The 26898-nt window shown below is 52.7% G+C and carries 21 protein-coding genes and 1 tRNA gene; 12 read left to right on the top strand and 10 right to left on the bottom strand.

What is annotated here, in order from left to right; genetic code table 11:
* Positions 1 to 111: 111 nt before the first annotated feature.
* From glf to AC2FFH_RS16955, 3 genes are read right to left on the bottom strand one after another with little or no spacing between them, the layout of a single operon-like run.
* On the bottom strand, positions 112 to 1260 hold the full coding sequence (gene glf / locus AC2FFH_RS16965) for a UDP-galactopyranose mutase (protein WP_496765802.1): 1149 nt from the start codon (positions 1258 to 1260) through the stop codon (positions 112 to 114).
* A 1-nt stretch (position 1261) separates the two neighbouring features.
* Complete coding sequence (locus AC2FFH_RS16960; protein WP_496765808.1) at positions 1262 to 2152, bottom strand: hypothetical protein; 891 nt, start codon at positions 2150 to 2152, stop codon at positions 1262 to 1264.
* Positions 2149 to 2949 (bottom strand): glycosyltransferase family 25 protein, encoded by an 801-nt coding sequence (locus tag AC2FFH_RS16955; RefSeq protein ID WP_496765810.1) that lies wholly within the window; start codon positions 2947 to 2949, stop codon positions 2149 to 2151. Before AC2FFH_RS16955 ends, AC2FFH_RS16960 begins: the two co-directional genes overlap by 4 nt.
* A gap of 585 nt (positions 2950 to 3534) precedes the next feature.
* On the opposite strand from AC2FFH_RS16955, the gene AC2FFH_RS16950 reads away from it, so the two are divergent.
* A complete protein-coding gene (locus tag AC2FFH_RS16950) occupies positions 3535 to 5319 on the top strand; it encodes an ABC transporter ATP-binding protein (protein ID WP_496765812.1) in 1785 nt (594 codons plus the stop codon).
* Between the two features lie 245 nt (positions 5320 to 5564).
* Positions 5565 to 9032, top strand: a complete 3468-nt coding sequence (locus tag AC2FFH_RS16945; protein WP_496765814.1) for a glycosyltransferase — start codon at positions 5565 to 5567, stop codon at positions 9030 to 9032.
* Between the two features lie 356 nt (positions 9033 to 9388).
* Here the strand turns inward: AC2FFH_RS16945 and AC2FFH_RS16940 are convergent, their stop codons facing one another.
* Positions 9389 to 9598 carry an integrase core domain-containing protein gene (locus AC2FFH_RS16940; protein ID WP_496765821.1) on the bottom strand — a complete coding sequence of 70 codons (210 nt, stop codon included), beginning with the start codon at positions 9596 to 9598 and terminating at the stop codon, positions 9389 to 9391.
* On the opposite strand from AC2FFH_RS16940, the gene AC2FFH_RS16935 reads away from it, so the two are divergent.
* The 5 genes from AC2FFH_RS16935 (at position 9518) to AC2FFH_RS16915 (ending at position 15715) form a co-directional block, all read left to right on the top strand.
* Complete coding sequence (locus AC2FFH_RS16935) at positions 9518 to 9970, top strand: transposase (protein WP_496844881.1); 453 nt, start codon at positions 9518 to 9520, stop codon at positions 9968 to 9970. The genes AC2FFH_RS16940 and AC2FFH_RS16935 overlap by 81 nt on opposite strands.
* Before the next feature lie 390 nt (positions 9971 to 10360).
* Positions 10361 to 13045 carry an FkbM family methyltransferase gene (locus AC2FFH_RS16930; protein WP_496844879.1) on the top strand — a complete coding sequence of 895 codons (2685 nt, stop codon included), beginning with the start codon at positions 10361 to 10363 and terminating at the stop codon, positions 13043 to 13045.
* Positions 13042 to 14073 carry a hypothetical protein gene (locus AC2FFH_RS16925; protein ID WP_496765826.1) on the top strand — a complete coding sequence of 344 codons (1032 nt, stop codon included), beginning with the start codon at positions 13042 to 13044 and terminating at the stop codon, positions 14071 to 14073. Before AC2FFH_RS16930 ends, AC2FFH_RS16925 begins: the two co-directional genes overlap by 4 nt.
* Positions 14074 to 14157: 84 nt before the next feature.
* Positions 14158 to 14892: a TylF/MycF/NovP-related O-methyltransferase gene (locus tag AC2FFH_RS16920; protein WP_496765827.1), complete on the top strand. Its 735-nt coding sequence runs from the start codon at positions 14158 to 14160 to the stop codon at positions 14890 to 14892.
* A 136-nt stretch (positions 14893 to 15028) separates the two neighbouring features.
* Positions 15029 to 15715 carry a class I SAM-dependent methyltransferase gene (locus AC2FFH_RS16915; RefSeq protein ID WP_496765828.1) on the top strand — a complete coding sequence of 229 codons (687 nt, stop codon included), beginning with the start codon at positions 15029 to 15031 and terminating at the stop codon, positions 15713 to 15715.
* 666 nt (positions 15716 to 16381) lie between these two features.
* On the opposite strand, the gene AC2FFH_RS16910 is transcribed toward AC2FFH_RS16915, so the two are convergent.
* The 3 genes from AC2FFH_RS16910 to AC2FFH_RS16900 form a co-directional block, all read right to left on the bottom strand.
* The gene (locus AC2FFH_RS16910; RefSeq protein WP_496765834.1) at positions 16382 to 16918 is read right to left on the bottom strand and encodes a hypothetical protein; all 537 of its coding nucleotides are present in this window, start codon (positions 16916 to 16918) and stop codon (positions 16382 to 16384) included.
* A gap of 71 nt (positions 16919 to 16989) precedes the next feature.
* Positions 16990 to 17277, bottom strand: a complete 288-nt coding sequence (locus AC2FFH_RS16905; protein ID WP_496844907.1) for an HNH endonuclease — start codon at positions 17275 to 17277, stop codon at positions 16990 to 16992.
* Between the two features lie 656 nt (positions 17278 to 17933).
* Positions 17934 to 18010 (bottom strand) — tRNA-Arg (locus AC2FFH_RS16900).
* Positions 18011 to 18124: 114 nt separating this feature from the next.
* Here AC2FFH_RS16900 and AC2FFH_RS16895 point away from each other — a divergent pair.
* Positions 18125 to 19150, top strand: a complete 1026-nt coding sequence (locus tag AC2FFH_RS16895; RefSeq protein ID WP_496765841.1) for a LacI family DNA-binding transcriptional regulator — start codon at positions 18125 to 18127, stop codon at positions 19148 to 19150.
* Positions 19151 to 19154: 4 nt separating this feature from the next.
* Positions 19155 to 20369 carry a winged helix-turn-helix domain-containing protein gene (locus tag AC2FFH_RS16890; RefSeq protein WP_496844878.1) on the top strand — a complete coding sequence of 405 codons (1215 nt, stop codon included), beginning with the start codon at positions 19155 to 19157 and terminating at the stop codon, positions 20367 to 20369.
* Between the two features lie 9 nt (positions 20370 to 20378).
* Here AC2FFH_RS16890 and AC2FFH_RS16885 read toward each other — a convergent pair whose 3' ends face one another.
* Both AC2FFH_RS16885 and hpaR read right to left on the bottom strand, forming a co-directional pair.
* Positions 20379 to 21068, bottom strand: coding sequence for a fumarylacetoacetate hydrolase family protein (locus AC2FFH_RS16885; RefSeq protein WP_496844877.1), 690 nt, complete (start codon positions 21066 to 21068; stop codon positions 20379 to 20381).
* 485 nt (positions 21069 to 21553) lie between these two features.
* A complete protein-coding gene (hpaR, locus tag AC2FFH_RS16880; protein ID WP_496765850.1) occupies positions 21554 to 21988 on the bottom strand; it encodes a homoprotocatechuate degradation operon regulator HpaR in 435 nt (144 codons plus the stop codon).
* 240 nt (positions 21989 to 22228) lie between these two features.
* On the opposite strand from hpaR, the gene AC2FFH_RS16875 reads away from it, so the two are divergent.
* A complete protein-coding gene (locus tag AC2FFH_RS16875; protein WP_496844875.1) occupies positions 22229 to 23641 on the top strand; it encodes a pyridoxal phosphate-dependent decarboxylase family protein in 1413 nt (470 codons plus the stop codon).
* A gap of 15 nt (positions 23642 to 23656) precedes the next feature.
* A complete protein-coding gene (locus AC2FFH_RS16870; protein WP_496844874.1) occupies positions 23657 to 24427 on the top strand; it encodes an HpcH/HpaI aldolase family protein in 771 nt (256 codons plus the stop codon).
* Positions 24428 to 24431: 4 nt separating this feature from the next.
* Here AC2FFH_RS16870 and AC2FFH_RS16865 read toward each other — a convergent pair whose 3' ends face one another.
* On the bottom strand, positions 24432 to 25574 hold the full coding sequence (locus tag AC2FFH_RS16865; protein WP_496765854.1) for a DUF3095 domain-containing protein: 1143 nt from the start codon (positions 25572 to 25574) through the stop codon (positions 24432 to 24434).
* Between the two features lie 139 nt (positions 25575 to 25713).
* Here AC2FFH_RS16865 and AC2FFH_RS16860 point away from each other — a divergent pair, with 139 nt between their 5' ends.
* A complete protein-coding gene (locus tag AC2FFH_RS16860) occupies positions 25714 to 26886 on the top strand; it encodes an MFS transporter (RefSeq protein WP_496844873.1) in 1173 nt (390 codons plus the stop codon).
* Positions 26887 to 26898: the final 12 nt, after the last annotated feature.

The raw sequence follows: 26898 nt of genomic DNA, 5'->3' as shown, positions 1-26898 counted from the left end.
ACGATCCGGAATAAATTGCATCCAAGCTAGGGCCGTCACAAAGACATTCCGTCCGATCAGCCAGAACGTGAATCGAGTAAGCACTGGACCGAAACGGCCCGGCGCTCGCGCCTAAACTGGCGCGGTATAAAATGGTTTCAGGGCTTGTTTCGCTTCGAACGCGGCTAAAAAAACGCGCGCTGTGTCGAGGGCTTCGCGGATCGTGACGTCCATATCCAGATAACGGTAAGTACCCAAACGGCCAACAAAAGTTACCTTCTCTGTCTTGTCGGCCAGCGCAACATACTCACTCAGCAATGCTTTTTCTTTTACCTGACGGATCGGGTAATAGGGAATGTCATCCGGACCCGCCGCGCGGGAAAACTCGCGATAGCAGACCGAGCCTTCGTGCGACTCCCACGGTGCAAAGTGCTTGTGCTCGGTGATCCGGGTAAAGGGCACCTCTTCCTCGCCATAGTTCATCACGGCGCAACCCTGATAGTCGCCGTCATAGGTGAACCGTTCGAAATCAAGGGTGCGGTATCCCAGGCGTCCAAGCTCATAGTCGAAATAGCCATCCAGCGGGCCTGAGTAGAACACATGATCGAAGCCATCCGCCATGTTGCGATCGAACATGGTGTTCAGCTTCACTGTGATCCCCGGGTGATCGAGGATGCCACCAATCATGTCGGTGTACCCGTTCTCGGGCATGCCTTGGAATTTATGGAAAAAGTAGTTGTCGTCGTAGTTGAACCGCACCGGCAAGCGTTTCAGGATCGACGCCGGCAGCTCGGACGGGTGGCAGCCCCATTGCTTGATCGTGTAGCCCTTGAAAAACGCCTCATACAGATCACGACCGACGAACCGCATCGCTTGTTCCTCGAAACTCTGCGGGTCGGTGATGGATGTATCAGCCTGTTCTTCGGTGATAAACGCGCGGGCCTCGTCCGGGCGCATGGTCTTGCCAAAGAACTGGTTGATCGTGTGCAGGTTCACCGGCAGCGAATAGACCTGCCCCCGCGAGGTGGTTTTGACCCGGTTCTTATAGGGCAGGAAGTTGGCGTATTGGTTCACATACTGCCAAACCTCTTCGTCATCCGTATGGAAGATATGTGGCCCGTACACATGGACCATGACGTCGGTATCGGCATCCCGTTCTGTGTGGCAATTTCCACCGATATGGTCACGGCTGTCGACCACGGTGACATCATGCCCTTGTTCCGCAAGTTGGCGACCGATCACAGCCCCAGACAATCCGGCCCCAACCATCAAAAACTGCATATCAGGGGCTTTCCTGTTTCATAGAAATCGTCGTCATGTCGAGCGGTTTGATCAGCTGACGGCGGGCAATCTTGAATATACCCGACCGCGCCTCGCTGGCACTGCGGAATTTCGGCAGGACCGACATCCATGCCCGGCACATATGCCACCCCAGCTGCAGACGACCCGAGATGGGTTGCCCACCCTGCAGGATCGCGGCAAAGACGACCGGAACGGTGCGCCGCGACAGATCAAACATCTGCTTCAGAACGGCTTCTTCCTCTTCCGAGCTGAGGTTGTTCGACTCGGCCATCGCAGCTTTCAGGTTCTTTCCGATCGGCCGCGTGTGGTGCATCGCGATCTCGTCCAGAATGGCAGTTCGAAACGCGCCAGCCTCGGCCCATCGACACCAGATGTAGTCCAGGCCGTAGCCGCTCATGGTGCCCTGGAAAAGCGGCAGTGCTTTCTTCAGGATATCCTTGTGCAGGCACGGGGCCATGATCTCGATATAGTTCGTGTAGCGTAGCACGAAGCCCGGGCATTGGCTGAACACAAAATGCGAGAAATAGCTTTCGGGGGTCAATGATGGTTGCGCAATGCGCAAGCCGTGAACCTGCATGGCATCGAACAGTGCATTTACGTCTGCGGCGCTGATATCCAGATCGTCATCCGGCAGCCAATAATAGTCATACTGATCAAGGTCTCGATCTGCGAGGGTCTTGAATAACCCGTCCCATTTGCCGCCCTTCACCAGCACGGCCTCAACACCGGGTTCAGGTTCGAATGCCGAAAAGGCCTCGTCCGAGAAATAGCTGATCAGAAGATCGTAGTTACGATCTTCATAGGGAATTTCCTGCCACCGATGGTGCAATGACTTGTTGCCCGCACGGACAACCACAAGGCTATTCTTCATGCGCGGTTCCGAACCGGATTGCCGGCCTGCATCAGGGGGCCGAGCCCTTCGATCATGTCCGGGTTCAGCGGGTGGCTCAACCGTCCGTACGTGTACTTTGTCTGGTACATTAAGTTTCGAACGAACCTGGCCATGGGCGAGCCGGGTTTCATTTTACTGCGGCAGTGATCGATCGTGCTGTCTATCTCTTTGCGCTCTGCGACCATCTGCTCGGCAAGGGTGAGGATGGGCACATTGTGTTCCCAATAGAATTTTAGGTCGATGTCGATGGGACGCGCAATCGGGGCCTCAATCGCCAAAAGCCGAGCGGCAGCACGTCGGCCGATGATATAGCCTGTGGTTCTGGGTGGCAGACGGTCCGACAAGACAAGATCCTGATCTGCAATGGACTTAATGACCTGTCCGTTGTTTCCCGACACGCCGTCGATTTTGATCATGACGTCTTCGAAACATTCGCCACATTCAGCCAGTTCATTGAAAAACGGCCTGGGATCTTGCACGAACGTCGCGTCATCTTCCAGAACAAGGCTGACGCAGTCGGAGGAGTCAGCAATATCCTGCCATATCTGACGATGTCCAAGGGTGCAGGCGACCTCGTTGCGGCTGAGCGGGCGCTTGAATTTAATCCGGTTCATGTCTGCGTCATACAGATGATGCAATTCGGAGTTGTTTAGCTGATCTCCGGCAATGGCGTCGCAAAATTCATGATTCAAGCCAAAGCGGGCAAATTCGCTTTCGCAGAAACGTCGCCGTTCAACATCTTTCGGCAAACTCAGAATGACAGCTTTAATCGACACTGTTCCATTACCAATAATACGTGCTTCGCGTTACTATGGGCCATATATACCAAGCACAAGGACAAAAAATCTATCCTTTTCCCCTGACGCGTCAAGGATTTCCTGCGGCAAAAAACCGCTGAATTTCAATCGTTACTCTCACGCTACAGTACTCAGCCCCAAAATATCAGCGCTTCCATTTTTCAAGCATATGCATATCACAATGAAACCAAAAAGAAAAACGTTTGACCTGATCACTAGAGGTAACGCAAAAATCTGCCAGCACCTCAATCTATTCGTCAGAATTCGGGGATCTCTCGTGACAAGAGGTATACACAAGACGCTATAAAGTTGTGCGGGCAACTTCGGGTTTTGACCTAAAAACGCCACGTAGAGGCCAGGGCTCGGAAGCCCACGATACAACGCGTCACCTTGTCAAAAGAGAACATCAAAACCTTGCACATCTCAATGCCAACCCTTACTTGACGAAGCTTCTGCGCAACCTTTTGATTGGGCAACTCTGTCGCGCCAATTGATCTGCCCTTTAGGCGGGAAGGATTATAGGTTAACTGAGCGAGCGCATGATTTCACGATCTGGAGAATGCAATGATTAAGCGTGCCTGGACCGAATGGCGATCAGGCTATATGGGCCGCCTCATTGGCGAGAGTTTTTTTGCCCAAGGTCCTCTTTATGCCGTCGCTATTGTTGCGATGATTGCCGTTGCCGCGACCACTGCTGGCTCAGCCTTCATGATGGAATACATCGTTGATGCGATGACCAGCCCCGATATGCGTGAGTGGGCGTTTGCAATCGCTCTAGGCGTTGTTCTCTTGTTTCTGGCCAAAGCGGTGGCCTCCTATATCCAGTCTATATACTTGGCGCGTGCGGGGAACCGGATCATTGCGATGCAACAAGACCGCGTGTATCGTAAGCTGTTGCGGCATGGCATTTCCTTCTTCGCCGAGAATGAATCCTCGGACCTACTCATGCGTACGACACACGGTGCGCAAGCTGCCCGAACTTTGATTGATGTGGTGGTTACCGGTTTTGTTCGCGACGCCTTGACCCTGGTGGGTCTTGTAATCGTTATGGTTTACCAGCAGCCCGTTCTGTCCATCATGTTTTTTGTTGTCGGACCCGTGGCTTTGCTGGGCGTGCGTTATCTGTTGAAAAGCGTGCGCTCGATCATGCAGCAAGAGTTCAAATCGCTGGCAGAAATTATTCGTGTACTGCAGGAAACCTCGGCTGGCATCAAAATCATTAAGGTGTTCTCTCTTGAGGATCGGATGATCAGCCGTATGGAAACGGCCATCCTCAAGGTCGAAGAACGCTCGAACGATATTGCGCGGCTGCAGTCGATCGCCAGCCCGCTGATGGAGTTTCTGGCCGGTCTGGCCGTTGCCGGGGTTCTGGTCGTTTCGACCTTGGGAATTGCAGGTACGGAACAACCAACAGCTGGGCAGTTGATGTCTTTTATCACAGCGTTGCTGATGGCTTATGAGCCCGCTAAACGTCTATCAAAAATGCGCGTTCAGATTGAGGCGGCCATGGTCGGTGTTGGCATGTTGTTTGGCTTGCTGGATCAAGAAGACACCATGCAAGAAAGCCCCGAAGCGCGCGATCTGCTCGAAGGACCAGGTGAAATAGCACTGCGTAACGTCACCTTCGGGTATCAAGGATCAATTCCTGTAATCAAAGACATGAATGTGATTTTCGGAGCGGGAAAAACCACTGCGCTTGTAGGCCAGTCCGGCGGCGGTAAGTCGACAATATTCGGCCTGATCATGCGGTTCTATGACCCCGACGGGGGGAGTGTCGAAATAGATGGTCAGAATTTGCAAGAGGCCAGCTATTCCTCGCTGAGACGAAAGATCTCTTATGTGGGTCAGGACACTTTCCTGTTTTCCGCTTCGGTGATGGACAACCTGCGCTGTTCGGCACCGAATGCGACGGATGAAGAGGTCATCGAAGCTGCGAAGGCTGCGCATGCGCACGCGTTCATTTGCGAGCTGCCCAACGGCTATGAGACGCCTGTCGGTGAAAACGGAGCCTTCCTGTCCGGCGGTCAAAAGCAACGCATCGCCATCGCCCGTGCGATCTTGCGCAATGCCGAGATTTTGCTACTGGATGAAGCTACCAGCGCATTGGATGCGGAATCCGAGGCTCTTGTTAAAGCGGCGTTGGACGCGCTGACGCAAAGCATGACCGTTATTGTGATTGCTCACCGCCTGTCCACGATCCTTGAAGCTGATAAGATTTTGGTCGTTCAGGATGGGGCAGTCGTCGAACAGGGCAACCTCGACGAACTCATGCAACTCAACGGGCAGTTCAAGAACCTTTTTGATCAGCAATTCAAGAAACGTGATGTTGGAGCAAAAGTAGCAGAATAACGACACAGCATTCAATTTTCTATTGGGCGAGGATTCCGTGGCCGGGGCTGGGCACCATCCTCACATGATTTGGGACGAACCTCGCGAAACGGAGTCCGTGTAAAGAAGTCGCAATCGAAAAAATTCTTCTGTTACAAATCACTCAATGACCCTTCGTGATAAGAAGCATTATTAGTGGCTATGTTAGAATTCAAGGATCGCATATTCTTTGATTTGATCAAACCTCAGACGAAAAACCAATCACAATGAAAAAATCAGACTTTATTTTTTTAGGCCACAAAATCTCAGTTCCAAAGTATCAACCAGACACTGAATCTCTGGAATACGGCCCATTTGCGATGTGGTTAGTCCAGGCCATGCAGCCCCAGAGAATTGTAGAACTAGGAAGTCACAGTGGCTACTTATACTTTGCGATGTGCGAAGCTGTTCTGGAGGGAGGACTGAAAACGGATTGTTTCGGGGTGAGCGCCTGGGGCAAAGGTAAGTATGCCGACCATCAAAAAAACAGCATTTTCGATACTGTTATCGCCACAAACAAAGAGTTTTCCCACTTCAGCCGCTTGCTTCAAGAGACATCTACTGATGCGACAAGTGATATTGAAGACGGGAGCGTTGATCTCCTGTCTATTTGCGGCCGACGAAATTATGATGACGTTAAAGGGGACTTTGAGAGCTGGATACCGAAACTCTCATCTTCATCGATAGTTTTGTTTCATTGTACCGGTACTCATGAAGATCGCCTGGGTATTTGTCGTTATTGGGCCGAGTTGGAAAATGAGCGCCCCTCCTTCAGTTTCAAAGGCGGCAATGGGCTGGGGGTGCTATTCTGGGGTGACAAAGTTTCCAACGGCCTCATTGATCTTCTAGATTTGACGACTGTTCCGGATAGGATTGAAACAGCATTAACACTATTTTCTACCATAGGCAGTCGCGCGAATACTAAAATAGTCAATCGTGCGCTCGGGTCTCGATTGCTTGCGCATGGACACGGAGAAATTGAAACCGAAACGCGCGTTCCTTCGGTAGTTCTTCGGGTCTCCGAATATGGCGGTAGTACAGAATCTCACGAAACGAAAAAGTCTACATTGTCGAATGGACTCGAAGAGACCAGCCTGCAACTTGAAGCTCTACAGCAACAGCGAGAATCACGTGAATTCGAGCTGAACTACGTTCTGACGAAAGTTAATAGCCCTGGTTGGCTTTTGAAACGTAGCTTAAAACTCATGAAGTATCTTCCCAGAGACTTGGGTCGCAAGCTTCGAGGAAAAAAAGAGTATCGCAAACCCGCAACCCTTGCTGAATTGGGGCTGCAAGCGCCACCAAATGGCAGTTACAAAAAGCTGTCGCTTCCATCCTTGCTGAATAGCAGCAAATTTGGACAGCTACCCGCACGCTCGCAACTGGATCAGTTGTTGCCAAGTGTTCTTATCGTGGCTGAACTCGCAATTCCGCAATGTACGAAATACCGAGTTACACAGAAAGCAGAAGCGTTGGAAAGCTTGGGCTTCGACGTGTCAATAATGCCTTGGCAAGACTCCGATAAGGTACTGAATGCTCTGCAAACTCATACGCTCGTAATATTCTATAGAGTTCCCGGAATCCCTGAGGTGCTCGAACAATTCAAAGAGGCCAAGCGCCTCGGTATTCCAGTAGGCTACGATATCGATGATTTGATTTTTGACGTCGACAAATACGGATCGAATCCGAACTTAGGCGCTCTAGGCGAAACCGACCTCGAAAACCTTATGGCGGGTGCCGAGCTTTACAGGCGGGCGCTGATGCATGCAGATTTCAACGTTGGAAGCACTGAGGGTCTCTGTACAAATATGACTGCCACCAATGGTGCGCCCTCATTTATACTTGAAAATGCGCTGGATGCTGAAACGCTTAGTGTAACTAGGAGCATCCTAGAAAAAAAGAACTCAGACAGTGTTACAATCGTATATGGCTCAGGTACCAACACGCATAATGCTGACTTCGAAGTGGCAAGCGACGCAATACTGAAGATAATGCGTGAGTACGATAACGTTCGGTTGCATATTGTAGGACAATTGGTACTTCCGCCAGATTTCGAAATCTATGATTCACGAATTAAGTACACTGGGCGGCTGGAATATAGCGAATACCTAAGTTTACTGGCGGAGGATGACATCTCTATCGCTCCACTTGTGGATATTGAATTCAATCACGCAAAGAGCAATATCAAGTTTTTGGAAGCAGCATCTGTTGGATTGCCCTCTGTATGTTCGGATGTTTCAGCTTTCAGAACTGCAATTGAACACGGCCAGACCGGCTTTTTGGCTGCGACAAAACAAGAGTGGTACGAGGGATTGAAGTTGCTCGTCGAAGATAGCGAGCTACGTAAACGTATTGGCGCTACCGCACGCGCTGCTGTCGAAACACAATACAGCCCTAATGCGATCCGTGATCGTCAGTTGATGCCCATCGTCAAAAAATATATTGCCCGCCCGACCTTTGATAGAACACGTGTCATGATGGCAAACGTGTTTTATGCTCCCCAATCTTTCGGAGGAGCAACTCTACTCGTTGAAAACCTGGTAGCTTCACTAACGAAGAACCACGAATTTGACATCAGCGTATTTGCGACGGGGCCGGGGCATGCAGCCGATCGCGTTTTTGTCAGGCGTCAAGCTGACGGCAATACAGTGTTCCGATTTGGTTGCCAATCTGACGCGATGTGGGCAGATCAAACACCAAAGGAAGCGTTGGAGTGCTTCAGGAAAGCGCTTCGGGCAACTCGGCCCGACGTCGTGCACTTTCACTCGATTCAAGGTTTTGGAAATGACTTTATTGCGGCATGTGACGAATTCGGAATACCGTATTGCATCACGCTTCACGATGCTTGGTGGCTTTGTGCACGTCAATTTCTAGTTACTAAGGAAGGAAAGTACTGCGGGCAAACGAAGGTGAATCGTGAAATTTGCCAAAAATGCGTTGGAACAGATACTGATGTTGAAGAGCGCCACCAGAAGTTGACACCAACACTCCAAAGAGCCCGAAGGTTGCTCACGCCGTCCAAATACTGGGCAAAATTCCATATTGACAATGGTTTACCAGAAGAAACAGTCATTCACTGTGAAAATGGGATAGAAATTCCAGCCAGCTGCCCCCCGAATTCTGCCAAAAGCAAAGTTAGGTTTGGCTTCGTAGCCGGTACAGAAGTCGTAAAGGGATTTCCGGTTATGAGAGATGCCTTCAACAGTCTAACTCGTAGAGACTGGAGTTTGACGTTGGTCGACCACACAAGGAAAATCTCTGACTTTAGTTTGAACGCAAGCTCCACCGGCATCAATGGAGACGTACGTATTGCTCCGCCGTTCGACGCTAAATCACGTGACTCATTCTTTGATAAGGTTGATGTTTTACTATTCCCATCGCAGTGGCCTGAGTCGTTCGGCCTAACTGTTCGCGAAGCTTTAGTGCGAAACAAATGGGTCATTGCAACTGATCTTGGCGGACAGGCCGAAGCCATTACGTCAGGCGAAAACGGTACCTTAATCCCCTTGGAGGGAGGCGCGGCCTCCCTTGCCGAGGCAATCGAAGAGATTTTGGATCAAAAATCCATGCTGTCCGGATGGGTCAATCCAAATAGAAACACTATCCGCAGCGTAGATGACCAGGCTACCGAACTTGCAGAACTATACAAAGAATTCAAGGTGGATTACTCGACCGCCGCATCACGGATGCCCTGAACCCTAGCGTGTAAAACAAGAGCAATTGATCCCAAGCAGTTTTGTTTCGTATATTGGGAGGATTAGCGTTTTAAATTCAGCTCAGCCGTTGTGAGGAATAAGCAGTTGGTTTTGAACAAAGCACGGGACCATGAACTGGCCTTTATGAGTTCTGACCTAGCTTCTTGATCCGGGTCGTTTGTGTGTAGAATCCGTTCCAGTTTTTTTTCGTGATTAGGTTGCGATCAAGGCCTGCTGGGCGGAGCCCTTGCATAGCTAAAGCGAAGCAGGCTGGGTGGCACAGTTGAAATTGGCGTAAACGGCTTGGGCCAGCCCGACAAGAGAAGTGTGTGGTCGCTGCGTGTGCAATTGTTCCTCTAGTTTTCAATGATTTTTCTTGCTTCAGTTAGACTGCCGAACATGTGCTCATTCAGGCATTCATCCGGCAGCATTCCGTAAAATGACTCGACAAAGGCATTTTGCATGGGCTTTCCGGGCGCAATGTTGTGCCGGTTCACGCCAGTGTCCTGGCGCCACCACAGAACAGCGTGAGAGGACATTTTCGTCCCATTGTCAGAGACGACCATATCGGGCTGGCCGCGTCTAAGCGCCTTTCGGGCAACGGCGCACCCAGGGCTCTACGCCAAGAAGGGCTCGAGGCACCTTGGGTGATCGGTGGCGCAATGAACAGCGAGATGTTCAACCTCTATGTCGAAACCCAACTCGTCCCAACGCTGCGCGAAGGGGGCACCGTGATCTTCGACAACCTGTCGAGCCATAATCGCCCGGGCGCGGCGCAAGCCCTGCGCGAGATCGGCACTTGGTTCCTGTTTCTCCCGCCGTACATCCTGGACCTCAATCCGATCGAAATAGCCTTATCCGAAAGACAGCCGCCAGAAGCTATGACTAGCCCTGGCAACTCCGCGAAGAACACCTTGCGCGGAATCGAAACTTTCTGAGCCAACCGGAAAGGTCACTTTCCGAGCAACCCGACTGGAGTTCGCAACGAAATCGCGCTCATAGAAAACCAGTTTTCGAAATCCGTTTGAAAATGGGAAAATTGTTCCAGTTCTTCGGACAATTCAGTTAATGCAACAAAGCCAGCCAAAGCAAGTACCCGAGGGATCTCAACCCGAGGCCGCGACTGTTAGCGAGTGAACACGAAAAGAGCCAACGGAACCGCCTTGGCGGATCGATTATTCTGTTCAAAAGCGCTTGACTGTGCCCCCCCCCATTACCGAATTCCTTTGCTTAAAGTTTGCTGCACAACCGATCAACTTGTGTTGAAGTGGGTAATAAAACGGGATAGAGGGAAAACAATTTTTTGAGCGGATGCCAAGGAGGAAACGATGCAAGATCCAACTCGGGAAGCATCCGAGCAATCGAGCTTGTCGGTCCAAACGCGATATGGCCTGTTTTTTGTCCCAAATAGGGACGATGTTATATCGGACTCGCTGCGCCAGTACGGTGAGTGGGCTCAATCTGAGCTGGATATTCTTTGTGACTTTTTGATGGATGGAGATACAGCTGTAGATGGTGGGGCATGTTATGGCACACATGCACGCGCGTTTTCGAACAGCGTTGGTTCGAACGGCCGTGTCATCAGCTTTGAACCCTTTGCCGAAAACCGCCGGTTCCTGCAGCTGAATGCAGGCGTATCTCCGGTGTCCAACATCGATGTGAGGGCGACCGCTTTGGGCGCTCAACCTGGCAATGGGCAAGTTGTCGAAACTTTCGAGGACAATGCGGGCGGCACCAGAGTAAGGGTTTGCGAAACAGGCGGTACACTTACCGTAGCGCGCCTCGATGATGAGGTTCTGAGACAAGTTTCACTTATTAAACTTGACCTTGAGGGCGCCGAACTGGACGCATTGCAAGGTGCGAACAGAATTCTCTCTCAAGACCGACCTGTTGTGTTTTGCGAAGTATTGGACCTGTCCAGCGGGGCGCAGTTACTCCAATACATGTCAGGGCTAAGGTATGTTTGCTACGGTCTGAACACACCAGCGTTTCGATCTGATAATTTCAAAAATTCGGACGCAGATATCTTTTGTGGTGGTACCGAGAGCGGTTTACTTTTTCTGCCAACAGATAGGTTAGGAGAGTTTTCAGAGCCTATTGAGAAGCACCTACTACCCGAGATCAAAACATTGGATGATCTGGGGTTGCTGCTACTGCAACAGCCTCAGTATTGCCGGACTACGCTCGCCAGCCAAAGCTCTGCTGCCATCCTAGAGGTACCCAAGGCGCGCTATGACGTCTCTCGCCAAGAAGAGGATTTCGAGCAAAGGATTTTAGAACGGGACCTCGAGAAACAGAGATTAGAACGGGACCTCGAGAAACAGAAATTCGAACGGGACCTCGAGAAACAGAAATTCGAACGGGACCTCGAGAAACAGGTATTAAAAAGCAAGAAAGAGGTTTCGGTGGTATTGACGGAGTTGCAAGCCAAGATTCAATCCGAAGTTTCGGAACTGATGCCATTTCTGGAACAGTGGAAGGAAGAAAACGACTACACTGTCAGATTGGCCAAGCGTGTCCGAAAGTTGCCTTTTGCTCTTTATTTTAGGACGAATACTAAACATCGTCGCGCTACCAGAAAGCTGATGAAGTCGGTCGGAGGGCCGCGGGTCGCACTTGCCAAGTTGGAAGGTTTGCAAGGTTTTCTAAGTGGCACACCTTCCTCTACGCCTAAGGTCAATATCCCGTCCGAGGGATATCGAGCAAAAGTTATAAATGCCATAGCTTCAGGTAGTTCAAATGCGGTTCTGGCACCCTTACCCGAGATAACCGAGCCTATGCTTGATGCGCCCGCAATTGCGGACAGGCTGGCGGAAGGACGCAATCAGGTTGTGCTTAGCATAGGCCACGATAACTACCGCGAAGTGACCGGCGGCACTCAAATTTGCATTCAAATCGAAGCAGCCCGCGCCAACGAGGCTGAGATTGACTACCTAAACATTCATCCCGTCCGGACTTGCAACGCATTGTTGCCAGACGCAGAAACAGACGCTGCCGTTTTTCGTCTGATCCTGAATGGCGAATGCATCGGGATCGCGCGCTATGCTGAATTAATTGCCGCAACTTGCGACCGGGTCGCTGCCGGGCAGTTCTTTAATTGCGTTATTCACCATCTACTAGGACACTCGCCGGAAGCGATTGCGCAATTGGTTGAAGCGAGTTGTAACCGAAGAGCGTGCTTTTGGCTACATGATTTCTTTGCTGCGTGCCAAAGCTACACACTACTGCGAAACAACCTAAGCTATTGCAATGCACCGGATGTTGGCTCGCAGGGCTGTAACATTTGCGTCTACGGGGACGACAGAACGCGCCACATGCGGCGTGTTCGAGACTTCTTCGAGCGAGTTGAAGTCACCGCTTTGGCGCCATCTCGGGTGGCGGCTGACATTTGGGTTAAAGCCTGTGGCTATAAGTTGCACGATTTGATCGTGCAATCTCATACCGTACTAAAAAGCGAACCGCGGCCAGCGCCCTTACCTGAAGTTGGCAATGGGGCTCGGGGTACCATTAAAATTGCCTTCGTGGGTGCACCATTACCCCACAAAGGATGGGATCATTTCACTGCACTGACTGAGGCCGAGGCTATTAATCCCGAATTAGAATTCCACTATTTTGGTAAGAGTGATGTGAGCTTGAATGTCATCAAGCATCGCGTGGACACCGTAGCCAGCCAGGTTCCTGATGCAATGACAAGAGCTCTGTCGGCTGCGGGCATTGATCTTGTGGTTCATTTTGCTCCATGGCCGGAAACATTCTCGTTGACGACTTCTGAGGCGCTGGCAAGTTCGGCCTATGTTGTGACGCATGGGCAATCTGGCAACGTTTCTCATTTGGTCAAATCAACGGGCCGTGGAGTTGTGTTGGACAGCAGCCAAAACCTCACGGATTGGGTGAAAAGTGATGCTTGCAAAAAACTTGTTCAGCAAGCACGTCAACGACGTCGCACCGAAGTGTTGACATCCGAATACAGCGACATGGCGATACCTCACCTTCAAAACATGAGCGCAAAATGACAGTGCATGCTTTTACAAGCTTTTCATTCAGTTATCTTAACCGTGCGCGGGTCTTGGCCAGTTCACTCAGGCGGCAGCATCCCGATTGGGTTATTTGGGCGGTTTTGACGGATCATCCTCCTCAGGGATTTGAATATTCTACGGAAGGTGAGGACTTTGATCGATTGGTAACGGCTGATGGTTTATTTGGCGAAACAACCGATCCCTGGCTATTTCGACATGACATCGTAGAGGCGTGTACGGCTGTAAAAGGACAGGCTCTCAAGCACATTATGGATCAACCTGGAGTTGAAAAGATTGTCTATTTTGATCCGGACATTGCCGTTTTCTCAACGATGCAGCCCGTCGTCGAATTGCTGGACGATTGGTCAATTGTCCTTACTCCGCACCAAACCACCCCCGAAACTGAGGAAATCGCTGTACGCGACAACGAGATCACGTCGTTGCACTACGGAACTTATAACCTTGGGTTTCTGGCGGTTCGTAACGACCACGAAGCGCGTGCCTTCGCCAATTGGTGGACTGAACGCCTTAATACATGGTGTTACGACCGACTGGATATCGGGGTTTTTGTAGATCAGAAATGGTGCAATTTGATTCCCTGCTACTTTGACAACGTCAAAGTACTGCGGGATCCTGGTTACAATGTCGCCAGCTGGAACCTGAGCAAAAGGACGATGTCAGTTTCCTCCGAAGGAGGTCTTCTGATCAACGGTGTTCCGCTGCGCTTTTACCATTTTACAAAGCTTGGACCTGTCGGTAACACAATGACTGAGAGGTATGCTCAGGGAAATTCAGAAATCTATGAACTTTGGGCATGGTACGAGCGTGAAGTTGTTCGCTTCACGGATCCTGCGATACCTTCAGGGTGGTGGTATTATGGTGTATTTGAAGATGGCACAAAAATCCCGAAGAAGGCTCGAGAACTATATCGGGACAGAGAAGATCTCCAGCAAAATTACCCTGATCCATTCAAAGATGGCTATCTTCGTTGGCTGCAAGAAAACACTGATCTGATGTGCAAGTGATAGTTGTGCTGAGTTCTTAAATGAAACAATGACCCGACACCTGAGTAATTTCGAAACGCATCCTACTAACGCGATGGTACCCCGATGACGCTTCCACCCCGAAAGATTGTATATTCCGAATCGCACGATGCAGAATTAGTTGACTATCCGATCCGTGATATCGACGAAGATGAGCATTTTACGAATTTGTTCCTCAAGTCTCGTGACTTCACAATGACGGGTAAAGATGCGATGTATTCGCTTCATAATGCTTGTAAATATGTACACTCCGCGGGCATTTCTGGCGACTTCGTTGAATGCGGCACGTGGATGGGTGGAAGTGCAATCCTTGCCGGGCTGACCTTTGAAGCGCTTGGCGCACCGCGTGATCTTTGGCTGTACGATACATTCGAAGGAATGACAGCACCAACTGAGGCAGATGTGGACGTCAATGGTGAGAGTGCTTCTTTATTGATGGAGACGTTCAGCGATGAAGTGGGCTGGTGCTATGCCTCTACCGATCAGGTTTCTCGAAACTTCGTAGCAGCCGGCCTACCAACAAAAAATTCACGCTTTGTAAAAGGCGACGTCATGGAAACGTTGAAAAACAATTTTCCAGAGAAAATCTCTGTATTGCGGCTCGACACCGACTGGTACGAGTCGACCCGTTTTGAGTTGGAGGTACTTTACCCAAGGTTGTCAAAGGGTGGTGTGTTGATAATTGATGACTATGGTCACTGGTCTGGTTCCCGCAAGGCCACTGATGAGTATTTTTCAACAATTCAAGCGCCGCTATTAAACCGCGTAAACGATCAGGTCAGACTGTGTATAAAAATATGAGAAAACAGAGAGGGTCATTCTTTTGGTAGATTCAACCTTGGACCTCAAAACGCAGATTTTGGATTCTGCGAAATTGCTCCCATCCGATGATGATCGTGCCAAATTCTTGTATGTTCCTCAGATTATTGAACAATGGATGACCGATGCAGAAGGGCTCGCAGGAAAGAAAGTTCTTGATTTCGGGTGCGGCGGCGGAACGTCTGCTGCTGGCGTCGCATTGTTGTTCGATGCAAATGTTCACGGGGTTGACATTAACAACGAAGCTGAGGCCTGCGTGCCATTTTTGAAGCAGAATTTTGGGATTGAAATCCCTAGCAGGCTAACCTTCGAGGAGATTGCTCCGGGCGCAGTTCCAAAGGGCGGCCCATTTGATCTCATATACAGTTGGTCCGTCTTCGAGCATGTAAACAACAGAATCTATCACTCTGTGCTCCAAGATCTATATGAGATTCTAAAACCTGGTGGCTATTTTTTTGTTCAGATTTCCCCTTTGTTTTTTTCGCCAGAGGGGAGTCATCTTTGGGCGATCGGATATGAAAGATGGGAACATCTATTAGCACAAACTAGCGATGTACACGCCGACGTTAACAACTCGAATTTGGAAAATGACCACAAAAAAGCGCTGTTGGCCATGTTTGATACTTTGAACAGAATCACAGCTGACGATTTGCTGAGCCGATTTGAGGCGGCTGGATTTCGTTTGATCCGCGAACAGCGGGATCAGGTAGATATTGAACCGCCTGGCGATTTGCTAAGAGCATATCAACGAGACGCGTTGAAGACATTCCAAATTGTTGCAATGTTTCAGAAACCCTCAAGCTGAAGGGCTTTGATGGAATAGACATCCCCTGATCTCTCATCTGGTAGGTTTTAGAGATGGAAACTATCAGGGGTAGAAAATTGGCGGACTTGAAACTTGTCGGCATAGATCTGGCGAAGAATGTCTTTCAACTTCATGGGTACAGTTCCACAGGAGAAGTGGTTTTTCGCAAACAGCTCAGACGCAACCAACTTCTGTCGTTCGTTTCTGAACTGCCAACGTGCGCCATTGCGAAGGAGGGCATTGACACGTTGTTTCAATCTCCTAAGACGTAGTCGGTTCGCGTCGGCTCAAGCGACTAGTTCGATGGCACACTCGTTCCAGCGGCGAAACGCAGCGGCTCGCTTCTGGCGATAGATGGGCGTATTTCGGATGGGCCTGTTGGATTTGCCACACGGAGAATATCATTTTCATTGGGAATCCAGTTTATTGGCTAATCGTCTCTGGTTTAAGCTGGTAATGTTGCGGGACACACTTCGAACGCGTTTTGCAAATCCAAGGCGGCTCGCCGCGACCGGAGAAATTGATTTGATAGAAGAAGCCCACCAAGTAGATGTCCCCGCGCCTGAAAGGCGCGTGAGGTAGCAGAGTAGCAGGCAATTTCCTTGGCCCATATTGTCTTCAGAGCTTTTTGGCACCCTGCATTCCCCAACGTGTCTCGGAGAATACTCACCAATGTCCATTCAGGGCGCGATGCAAGATTTTTCCGGCGCGAGTGCTCAGCCCGTTCCGTTTGGGATCGTAGTCAATCGCTTCCAGAGAGCTTTTTAGAGTGGTGATTGGCTTCGTCTCACTCTTTCTGTGCAAAGGAAACATTGACGGGTGATGGCGGAACGCGACCCACAGATCGGACCCGTCCTCTTTCAGCACATTGTTCACCTTCTCTACCATCTTCATACTGAAGTTCCTGGCACCTGCGGATGCCCAAAGAACATCAGGAAGGGCAGTTTTCACGTGAGGCGGATTGCCGCTCGTATCTTTTATCGCTTGTAGCGAAACATATCCGTCCTGATACAACTTGAGGGCATATCGGGTTTCATACTCGCGCCCAGTCAAATCCCCCGCTCTTGTGTAAAAAATACTACCCTCGTAGCGGTCGTGTTTCCTGAGGAGACCTCTGCGGCCAACGTAGTCCCAATAGGAGGCCTTTATATACTCAAGTGCCTTCTCACAGGACGGAAACCGGTGCTCGTAAGTCGTTCTCATGTGGACTTTCTCTGGAAAAGATTTTGGCGGTAGCCTTGGAGATGATAAATCACAGTCCCTTGGATGGAATGTTACATTGTCAAATCTCGGATTTCTGCAATGGTATAGGGCTTTTTGGCTCTCATATGGGCAATTCGGTGGCAAGTTGGGCACAAGCAGACTAACTCGCTTATCGTCGGTAGGGTCGCTTCAGACAATTCTCCCAATGGATTGAGGTGATGGACCTCAATAACGAATTTACCTGCGGAAATCTCCAAGTGAAAACCGCAGGCTTGGCATGAATAGTCTTCGAGTTTCTTTCGTTCTTCGACTAATTTTGAGTTACGGAAACGAAGAAGATACCGCCGCTCCTGAGCCACTCCCTCAATGCCTTCGAGGTATGCTGGAGAGTTGGCGGGCGGCGTTGAAGCAGTGATGTATTCGGGGAGCAAGGCCCACACTCCCTTTCCATGTCCGCTGACGCTTTAAAAGACGGGATCGCCTCTAAAATTTGAAGAGCTTTCGGCATGGTCTTCAACAGTCCTGCGAATAGTTGCTTCGACATTAGCCGTCCAGCTTGCCCCTCGAGACTTTCTGCGGCGTTCGGCAAGTTCGTAAACGTCGCCGTATGAAGCTTGTCCTCCAAGCTCATTGTAGATCGTGACAAGATCGTGGAGCCACGCTCCAGGCTGTAATGGCTTCATGCTGATACAACTTCCGAAAAGAATGGCTCAAACAGGCAGCAGAAAATAGTGATTGGCTGAGCACAACTTAGACGATTAGTATGTCAAGCGGAAGCATTGCAGTTTAATCTGGGCGACCCCACTGCGGAACAAACTGCAAAGCTCGCTTTATCCCAACAAAAAACAATCGAGTCGATTCCATTCAGCCTGCGAGCATTGCTTCGGAAGAAGGACGTGAGACCAGACTGTCTTGCTTGGAATCGAAGACAGAGATCATGGAACGTTTCGTTCCAAATATCGTTCCGTATCGAAAAACAAGCAAAGTGCGTATCAGGTTATGTCATTGAGTTTATTGGCGACCCCGGCAGGATTCGAACCTGCAACCTGCCCCTTAGGAGGGGGCTGCTCTATCCAGTTGAGCCACGGGGCCGTGCGACGCTCTCTTTAGCCCGGTTTTTCAACCTTGTCATGACCTTTGCGCGACGGTTGTAAAACTTGCGCTGTTCACGCTACCATCAGGCAAAACAACATCGCAGGTGCCTCAGTGACAACAGAAACCAAACGCCCGCTTACCCTTCGTGATGTCTCGGAAGCGTCCGGAGTGTCGGAAATGACGGTCAGTCGGGTTCTGCGCAACAGGGGCGATGTTTCGGACGCCACGCGCACCCGCGTCTTGGCCGCCGCGAAAGAGCTGGGGTATGTGCCCAACAAAATTGCGGGCGCATTGGCCTCCAGCCGGGTGAATTTGGTGGCGGTGATCATTCCCTCGCTGTCGAACATGGTCTTCCCTGAGGTTCTGACCGGCATTAACCAGGTGCTGGAAGACACCGAGCTGCAACCGGTTGTGGGCGTCACCGACTATATGCCGGAAAAAGAAGAAAAAGTGCTGTACGAGATGCTCTCGTGGCGGCCGTCCGGAGTAATCATTGCTGGCCTCGAACACACCGAGGCCGCGCGCGCCATGTTGGATTCATCTGGTATTCCGGTGGTCGAGATCATGGATACCGACGGCAAACCGGTCGACGCGATGGTTGGGATTTCCCATCGTCGTGCCGGGCGCGAAATGGCGCAGGCGATCCTAAAGGCGGGCTATGAGCATATCGGGTTCATGGGAACGAAAATGCCGCTGGATCACCGGGCGCGCAAACGGTTCGAAGGCTTCACCGAAGTTCTGGGCAAACACGGGGTTGAGATCGAGGATCGCGAATTCTACTCTGGTGGATCGGCTCTGGCCAAAGGGCGTGAGATGACCCAGACCATGCTGGAACGGTCCCCCGATCTGGATTTCCTCTATTACTCCAATGACATGATCGGTGCAGGTGGGCTGCTGTATCTGCTGGATCAGGGTATTGATGTGCCGGGACAGATCGGCCTCGCCGGGTTCAACAATGTCGAGCTTCTGCAAGGTCTGCCGCGCAAGCTGGCCACAATGGACGCCTGCAGGTTGGAGATCGGACGCACAGCCGCAGAGATCATCGCGGCGCAATTGGCTGATCCCAATGCCGAGGTCGACACGCGTGTGACCCTGACCCCCAAGATCAGCTTTGGCGACACCCTAAAGCGGCGCTGAACACGTGGCGCTGCAACGGCTGGACAACCGAACAGCTCGCGCGCTGTTCATGGATCGTCATGCATTGGCCGAGCCGCCATCGGGCGGCGCAAAAGGCGCGGAATTGCTGGACCTGATCCATCGTCTTGGCTTTGTGCAATTGGACAGCATCAACACGGTTGCGCGCGCCCATGACATGATCCTGTTTTCGCGCCGTCCATCCTATCGCGCCGGCAATCTCAAACGCCTTTATGAACGCGACCGCGCACTGTTCGAACACTGGACCCACGACGCGGCTGTCATTCCGATGGAATTTTATCCGCACTGGCATTTGCGTTTTCAACGCGATGCAGATTTGCTGAAGTCCCGATGGAAGAATTGGCGCCGCGACGGGTTCGAGCAGCGATTTGCAACCGTTCTGCAACATATCCAGGACCACGGACCGGTCTCTTCGTCCGATGTTGGCAAGGACGAGAAAAAGGGATCCGGCGGATGGTGGGACTGGCACCCGTCAAAAACGGCGCTGGAGTTTCTTTGGCGCTCGGGCGCACTGACGGTCATAGGGCGGCAAGGATTTCAAAAGCGCTATGATCTGACTGAACGGGTGATCGAAACGCATCTTTGCCCAAGCGATATGCCCTGTGACGCCGAGGAGACAGTGGATTGGCTGTGCAACGCGGCGCTTGACCGGTTGGGGTTTGCAACCTCGGGCGAATTGGCTGCGTTTTGGGACACTGTCACGACTAGCGAGGCAAAATCCTGGTGTGAACAGGGTCTAATTCAGCGAAAATTGGAAGAGATCGAGGTGACCTGCGTGGACGGCAAGCTGCGCAAAGTGATCGCCCGACCAACCATTTCCGAGGATGCAGAGGCTGCACCCCGTCCCTCGGGCCGCATTCGGGTCCTTAGCCCATTTGATCCCATGCTGCGCGACCGCAATCGGGCCGAACGGTTGTTCGGCTTTCACTATCGCATCGAGGTTTTTGTACCCGCTGCAAAACGAACCTACGGTTACTATGTGTTCCCGCTGCTTGAGGGCGACCGATTGATCGGGCGGATTGACATGAAAGCCAACCGGGATCGCGGGGTGTTACAAGTCAGCGCCTTATGGCCGGAACGATCCGTGCGCTGGTCCGATGCCAGAACCAAAAGGTTGCAATCAGAGCTCGACCGAGTCCGACGATTCACCGGGTTGGACAACGTAGAATTCGCCCGTGATTGGTTAAAAGACCCTAAATAGGGTCTTTTTTCAGATCAAACTCAGGCTGATAGGCTGTAATCCGTCAATCCCGCCTTCCAGGACATCGCCCGCCAACACCGGGCCAACCCCAGCCGGTGTACCAGTCAAGATCAGATCACCGGCTCGCAGGTGGTAGTATCCGGACAAATGGCAAATGACCTCATCTATCTTCCAGATCAGCTCTTCCAGCGTCGCGTCCTGCCGCGTTTCCCCGTTCACGTTCAGATAAATGCGTTTATTGTCGTCCGGCGACCAATCTACCGCGCGGGTCAACGGGGCCAGCACGGTGCCGTTTTCCAGATCCTTGCCCAGATCCCACGGGCGCTGTTTATTCCGTTCGCGGATTTGCAGGTCACGGCGCGTCATGTCCAGCGCACAACCGTAGCCATAAACCGCATCCAACGCCTCGGCACGCGTTGCACGGAAAACGGGTTTTCCGATCGCAACCGCCAGCTCCATCTCATGGTGAAAATTCTCAGTTCCCGGCGGATAAGGCACGGTTGCACCTGACAGAACCGCGTTCGGGGCAGATTTTGTAAAGTAGAAAGGCGCCTCACGATCGACCTCATTTCCCATTTCGGCCGCATGGGCCGCATAATTGCGGCCGACACAGAATATGCGACCCACGGGATACGTCGACAATTCACCCTCAACCGGGATCGAAATCGGGTCGGGTAAGGAAAACAGGTTGTCCGGCATCAAAGCCCCCTAACTGCAACTGGCAGCTTGTTTCTAAGTTGGCAGGGCCCGTTGAACAAGCCATGCAGGACGACGGGCATCACCATCATGCGAACTGGCCTCGTCGCTGGCTGTTCACAATTCAAAGTTTCGCCTTGGAAAACCTTGGGCACGCGCTACCTTTGGTTGTATCATGGATCACGCCAACATCGTTTAGACACTCATTCCCTGGCGAGAACCGAAATCCACCCGTCGCTGATCAGGCGATTTGCCTGCAGGCGGGTGCTACTGAATCAGAGAGCGATGGCCAAAGACCTGTACCCCCACACGGTCTTTGGGTCCGGATGTCCGCCTATTTTCAGGTGGCTGTTTCTCTGAGGTGTGAGCCGGATAAAGCCATCCGGCCACAGGCCAGACACGCAGTCCAGTCAAAGTCTGGCCACCCCGCCGGAGGATACCCATACTTCTCTGGCGGGGACAAAAGCATTTGCATACGCGACGTGCGATCAGGTCTTCAGATCATGCAGATCGTTCAGCAGGTCCAGCAGCGCTTCGTGCCGATCCGGGCCTAGCTGGGTCTTGATCTCTTCAGCCAGGCGTAGTGTCACCTGCATGTTGTCCTGGATGATCTTTTGGCCTTTGGCCGTGATATCGATGATCTGACGACGCTTATCCTCGGGATGGACCCGGCGCCGGATCAAATCCTTGGCTTCCAGTTTTTGCAGAATGCGCGTCAGACTGGGCAGCAAAAGGCACGATCGATCCGCGATATGCGTTGGCTCTTGGGGGCCTTCTTCTTTCAGAACACGTAGAACGCGCCATTGCTGTTCCGTAACACCCGCATCAGCCAGCATATTTCGAATGGGCCCCATGACCCTTTCGCGCGCCCGCAGCAGTGCAATCGGCAATGAGCGGGACGTATTAGGCAGGTCTCTGGTCATAGTGGAATTTTTGCCCAAATCGGATCAAACTGCAACTGGCCAAGCATTTTATATATGATATCAAAGATTTGACTGTTTAGTATTCGACCTTTTTCGGCACAGCGCAGCATCTAGGCGCATCTCAAAATTAGTAAACAAAGCAATTAATATTGACGTTTTCTTCAGAATGACGATCACTGGACGCGCAAAGAAACTAAGTCCCGGTCCGATCCCGGGGTTGGCAGAAATCTGAGGGTTAAAATGAAGTGGGATGAGTTTTCGGATTGGGGCAAACGAATTGCCGAGTGGACGCAGGATTACCACCTGACTGTAGGTGACAAACCCGTCCGCGCCCGGACTGAGCCGGGGGATATCCTCAACGCCCTGCCCGCGCGGCCACCCGAACACGCGCAGCCACTGGAGGACGTGTTTCAGGATTTCGAACAGATCGTGATGCCGGGGATCACTCATTGGCAACATCCAAGGTTCTTTGCCTATTTCAATTCGAACGCTTCAGCCCCATCGGTCCTGGCCGAATTTCTGGCCAGCGCCATCGCACCGCAATGTATGTTGTGGCAGACCTCACCGGCTGCGACCGAGATGGAAACACGGATGATGGACTGGTTGCGCCACGCGCTGGAACTGCCCGAGGGATTCGCTGGCGTTATTCAAGACTCCGCCTCGTCAGCGACATTGGCTGCTGTACTAACGATGCGCGAGAAGGCGTTGAAGTGGCAGGGAAATCAACAGGGTCTTTTTGGGCAAAAACCCCTGCGCGTCTATTGCTCGGCCGAAGTGCACACGTCAGTCGATCGTGCCATTTGGGTTGCGGGGATCGGGCAAGACAATCTGGTGCGGATTCCGATCAAGGGAGATTGGCGCGGGATGGATCCCGCAGCACTGGAGGCAGCGATCCAGGCCGATTTAGACTCTGGTTTGCATCCGGCGGGCGTCATCCTTTGCGTTGGCGGTACAGGAACGGGGGCTACGGATCCCGTAGATGAATGTTTGAAGATTGCCCAGAAATACGGGCTTTACTCCCACGTAGATGCGGCCTGGGCCGGATCGGCGATGATCTGCCCGGAATACCGCCACTACTGGCCCGGAGTGGATCAGGCCGACAGCATCGTTTTCAACCCGCATAAATGGCTGGGTGTGCAGTTCGATTGCTGTGCGCATTTCCTGAAAGACCCCGATGATCTGGTGCAGACGCTGGCGATCAGCCCCGAATTCCTCAAGACCCACGGCAAGGATGGCATCATCAACTATTCGGAATGGTCTGTGCCACTTGGCCGCCGATTCCGGGCGCTCAAACTGTGGTTCGTGATCCGGGCTTATGGTCTGGAAGGGCTGCGCCAACGCCTGCGCAACCACGTGAACTGGTCTGTGGCGCTGCATGATCGGCTGGCGGCCGAGGGGGATTTCCAAATCGTCACTCAGCCCATGTGGTCATTGTGGACGTTCCGCTATGCGCCGGAAGGTCATGCGGATCTGGACGATTTGAACCTGCGCCTGGTGAACGCCATCAATGACGACGGCCGCATCTATTTGACGCAAACCCGCGTGGATGGCGATCTGGTGATCCGGTTTCAGGCCGGTCAGTTCGAAACCACCGAAGACGATGTTCGAATGGCCTATGACGTCATAACCGAAATCGCCCGCACACTGACATAAACAGGAGGTCCGGCCATGCCAGTCCCAAAAAACAGCTTCAAACGGGCTCTAATACAGGGTGAACTGCAGATCGGCTGCTGGATGAGTTTTGCCGAATCCGTCACTGCAGAAACCATGGGCACCGCCGGGTTTGACTGGCTGGTCATTGACGGTGAACATGCGCCGAACGATATCCGATCAATACGTGATCAGCTGATGGCGTTGGCGGCCTGCGCCTCGCACCCGGTGGTGCGGGTTCCCGTCGGCGACACCGCTTTGATCAAGATGGTGCTGGATGCCGGGGCGCAAACTGTTCTGGTACCGATGGTTGAAACCGCCGATCAGGCGCGACAGTTGGTTCGGGACTGCCGTTATCCCCCAACTGGCGTGCGTGGCGTTGGGGCCGGTGCGGCCCGGGCGACTATGTACGGCTCGATCCCCGAGTACATTCAATCTGCGGACGACCAAATCTGCCTTTTGGTGCAAGTGGAAAACCGCGCCGGAATGGCTGCGCTGGATGATATCTTGAAGGTCGAAGGCGTCGACGGGGTGTTTATCGGCCCAGCGGATCTGTCCACCGACATGGGATATCAAGGAAACAGCGCAGCGCCGGAAGTGCGCGCTGTCATTGCGGATGCCATCACAAGGATCAGGGCCGCGGGCAAAGCGCCCGGCATTCTGGGCACCAATGACGAGGCCAGCCAAGCCTATTATGAAATGGGCGCACAGTTTCTTGCGGTCGGCATTGATGTGATGTTGCTGGCGCAGGCATCCCGGGCGTTGGCGGCGAAATGGAAGGCGAAATAGCGCGTCAGGCGTACATGGTGGCCGCGGCCTGCGCATAACCACCCGATGCCCCATCCACAAAGTGAACATGATCGTCGCGCGTCGCCGAGGGGACGATACAGGTCATCATTGCCTCGTCTTGCGCATGCAGCCCATAGCGGATCTTGCCCTGTCCGCGTGCCTGTTCAAGCATCATCCGGATTTGCGTCAACGTGGCAGCGTCACAATCCAGCGTCATTTTCAACCCATCATCGAATTTACGGTAGTCGGCGTTGCGGCTGACCATGCGCTTGTAATGGCCGGGTTCGAAATTGCCCAACCGTTTGCCCGATGTGAACAACAGGGCGATCAAAAAGTTCTGGCCCAGCAATTTGATCCGCTGCAGCAACAAATTGTTCCCAGCTCGTGATACGCGGGCATCCAGGCCAACATCCGGAGGTGGCCAGCTGATCGGCGGGCCATCTTCTGGTACTGGATGACCCGAACGCTCCAACCCCTCCGAAGCTGACAGAACCGAGCGGGCCAAATCCGCAAAGTCACTCTCGGTCGCATTTGCTGTGGGCTGAACCACGACCGAGACGATCTGACCGTTGCGTGCTTTGCTGTTGGACCACCGACAGGACAATCCGGTCAGGTCGGGCTGCGCACCAGGTTTGGCAGGCGGCACCGTAAAGGTACCAGCCTTCATCTGCGCTTCGGCCCAGGCCAACCCGCCACCCGAAAACATGGCGTAATCCACCCCATCAGACGGCGCATAACGCGCGACCCGCAGGTCCTTTCCTGCCTTACGAATTTCGGCAACCGGAACCAACGCCGCGCGTAGCGAGATCGAGAATTCTTCTTCCGCCCAGCACCTGAGGTCCGCCAATACCGCTTTGGCGGTGTCGATCTCACTTGCGGGCACGGCGAATCCGGCACCGTCGCCGCCAAAAACATAAGGGAACTCCTTGCCGTGAAGCGCGTTGATCATGGCCGAGATCACCGCCGCGCCGACCATGTTGACCGTCTTGTATCGCCCTTTTGCGATCTCACCGGTGGAATCTACGATATCTGCCACGCCCAATGCCCAATCGCCCGGAACAGCAGAGAAACGCGCCGGGTCCACCAAACGGGTAAAGTCCCGCAACAGGGGAAGACTGTCATAGAACGCGGCCTGGGCGTCTTTCATTGGCACCTCGGATATTCGGTAAGGATAAGGATAGCCCGAATGTGATCACTGTCCGGCAAAATCAGTATAGCACACGCGCTTGTGTGTGGCACCGTGACGTGCCAAGCATTTCTTCGCCGGTTTGGGGGAGAGGGTTTTCATGAAGGCAGGTCTGGTGGTGTTGTGCCTGGGCTATGTGCTCAGCCAGTTCTTTCGCGCCTTTCTCGCGGTTCTCAGTGTTGATCTGGGGCGCGATATCGGGGCCACGCCAGAGGATCTGGCCTTTGCGTCAGGTCTTTGGTTTCTGATCTTTGCCGCCATGCAGTTGCCCGTAGGCTGGGCACTGGACCGGGTTGGACCGCGCCTGACGGCGGCGGTCTTGCTGCTGGTCGGTGGTGCCGGCGGAGCGGCATTGTTTGCCCTATCCAGCTCCCCTTTTCACATCGCCATCGCCATGGGGTTGATCGGGGTCGGCTGCTCACCGGTGTTGATGGCATCTTACTATATCTTCGCCCGCGAATTCCCACCTGCCCGCTTCGCCACTTTGGCGGCTGTCATGCTGGGCGTCGGATCGGTCGGCAATCTGGTTGCCTCGTACCCTACTGCGCTGGCGGTCGAGCTGATGGGATGGCGCGCCACGATGGGGACGCTAGCTGTTTTTTCTGCCGCGATCGCGTTGGGCATCTGGTTCAGCGTGCATGATCCCAAACGTGTCGAGACCGAACACAGGGGATCGGTGCTGGACCTGCTGAAAGAACCCGCCCTGTGGGCGATCCTGCCGCTGATGCTGGTGGCCTATGCCCCGTCGGCGGCGACGCGCGGCCTTTGGGCCGGGCCATACCTCAGCGATACCTTCGGCCTTAGCACCACCCAGATCGGGACAGCGACCCTGATTATGGGGGCGGCGATGATTGCAGGTACCTTTGCTTATGGGCCGCTCGATCGAATGCTAGGCACGCGAAAGTGGGTGATCTTTGGCGGCAACGCGCTGGGCACAGTGGGGCTGGTTCTGATGTGCCTTTGGGTGGACAACGCGGTTTGGCTGTCAGTTGTTTTGATGGCAGCGATCGGGTTTCTGGGGGCCAGCTTTCCGGTCATCATGGCTCATGGACGGGCCTTTGTGCCACCGCATCTGGTTGGGCGCGGCATGACCCTGCTGAACCTCTTTGGCATTGGCGGTGTAGGACTGGCGCAATTTGTTACCGGCCGCATCCACGCTGCCACGGTGGACATCAGCCCGACCGCGCCCTACACAGCGATATTCGGCTTTTTTGCGGTCACGCTGGCCATCGGTTGCGTGATCTATCTGTTCAGCCGCGACAGCGTCGACTGACGCTGGAACTGC

It is taken from the genome of Ruegeria sp. YTSC003, assembly GCF_059609785.1.
This window is presented reverse-complemented; position numbering and strand designations above follow the sequence as displayed.

Bases quoted from the DNA above. Each gene is read 5' to 3' on its own strand.
- AC2FFH_RS16945 (WP_496765814.1), top strand. From the start codon at position 5,565: ATGAAAAAATCAGACTTTATTTTTTTAGGCCACAAAATCTCAGTTCCA.
- AC2FFH_RS16940 (WP_496765821.1), bottom strand. From the start codon at position 9,598: ATGGTCGTCTCTGACAATGGGACGAAAATGTCCTCTCACGCTGTTCTG.
- AC2FFH_RS16875 (WP_496844875.1), top strand. From the start codon at position 22,229: ATGAAGTGGGATGAGTTTTCGGATTGGGGCAAACGAATTGCCGAGTGG.
- hpaR (WP_496765850.1), bottom strand. From the start codon at position 21,988: ATGACCAGAGACCTGCCTAATACGTCCCGCTCATTGCCGATTGCACTG.
- AC2FFH_RS16870 (WP_496844874.1), top strand. From the start codon at position 23,657: ATGCCAGTCCCAAAAAACAGCTTCAAACGGGCTCTAATACAGGGTGAA.
- AC2FFH_RS16860 (WP_496844873.1), top strand. From the start codon at position 25,714: ATGAAGGCAGGTCTGGTGGTGTTGTGCCTGGGCTATGTGCTCAGCCAG.
- glf (WP_496765802.1), bottom strand. From the start codon at position 1,260: ATGCAGTTTTTGATGGTTGGGGCCGGATTGTCTGGGGCTGTGATCGGT.
- AC2FFH_RS16915 (WP_496765828.1), top strand. From the start codon at position 15,029: ATGACCGATGCAGAAGGGCTCGCAGGAAAGAAAGTTCTTGATTTCGGG.
- AC2FFH_RS16865 (WP_496765854.1), bottom strand. From the start codon at position 25,574: ATGAAAGACGCCCAGGCCGCGTTCTATGACAGTCTTCCCCTGTTGCGG.
- AC2FFH_RS16960 (WP_496765808.1), bottom strand. From the start codon at position 2,152: ATGAAGAATAGCCTTGTGGTTGTCCGTGCGGGCAACAAGTCATTGCAC.
- AC2FFH_RS16925 (WP_496765826.1), top strand. From the start codon at position 13,042: ATGACAGTGCATGCTTTTACAAGCTTTTCATTCAGTTATCTTAACCGT.
- AC2FFH_RS16930 (WP_496844879.1), top strand. From the start codon at position 10,361: ATGCAAGATCCAACTCGGGAAGCATCCGAGCAATCGAGCTTGTCGGTC.
- AC2FFH_RS16950 (WP_496765812.1), top strand. From the start codon at position 3,535: ATGATTAAGCGTGCCTGGACCGAATGGCGATCAGGCTATATGGGCCGC.
- AC2FFH_RS16910 (WP_496765834.1), bottom strand. From the start codon at position 16,918: ATGAGAACGACTTACGAGCACCGGTTTCCGTCCTGTGAGAAGGCACTT.
- AC2FFH_RS16920 (WP_496765827.1), top strand. From the start codon at position 14,158: ATGACGCTTCCACCCCGAAAGATTGTATATTCCGAATCGCACGATGCA.
- AC2FFH_RS16885 (WP_496844877.1), bottom strand. From the start codon at position 21,068: ATGCCGGACAACCTGTTTTCCTTACCCGACCCGATTTCGATCCCGGTT.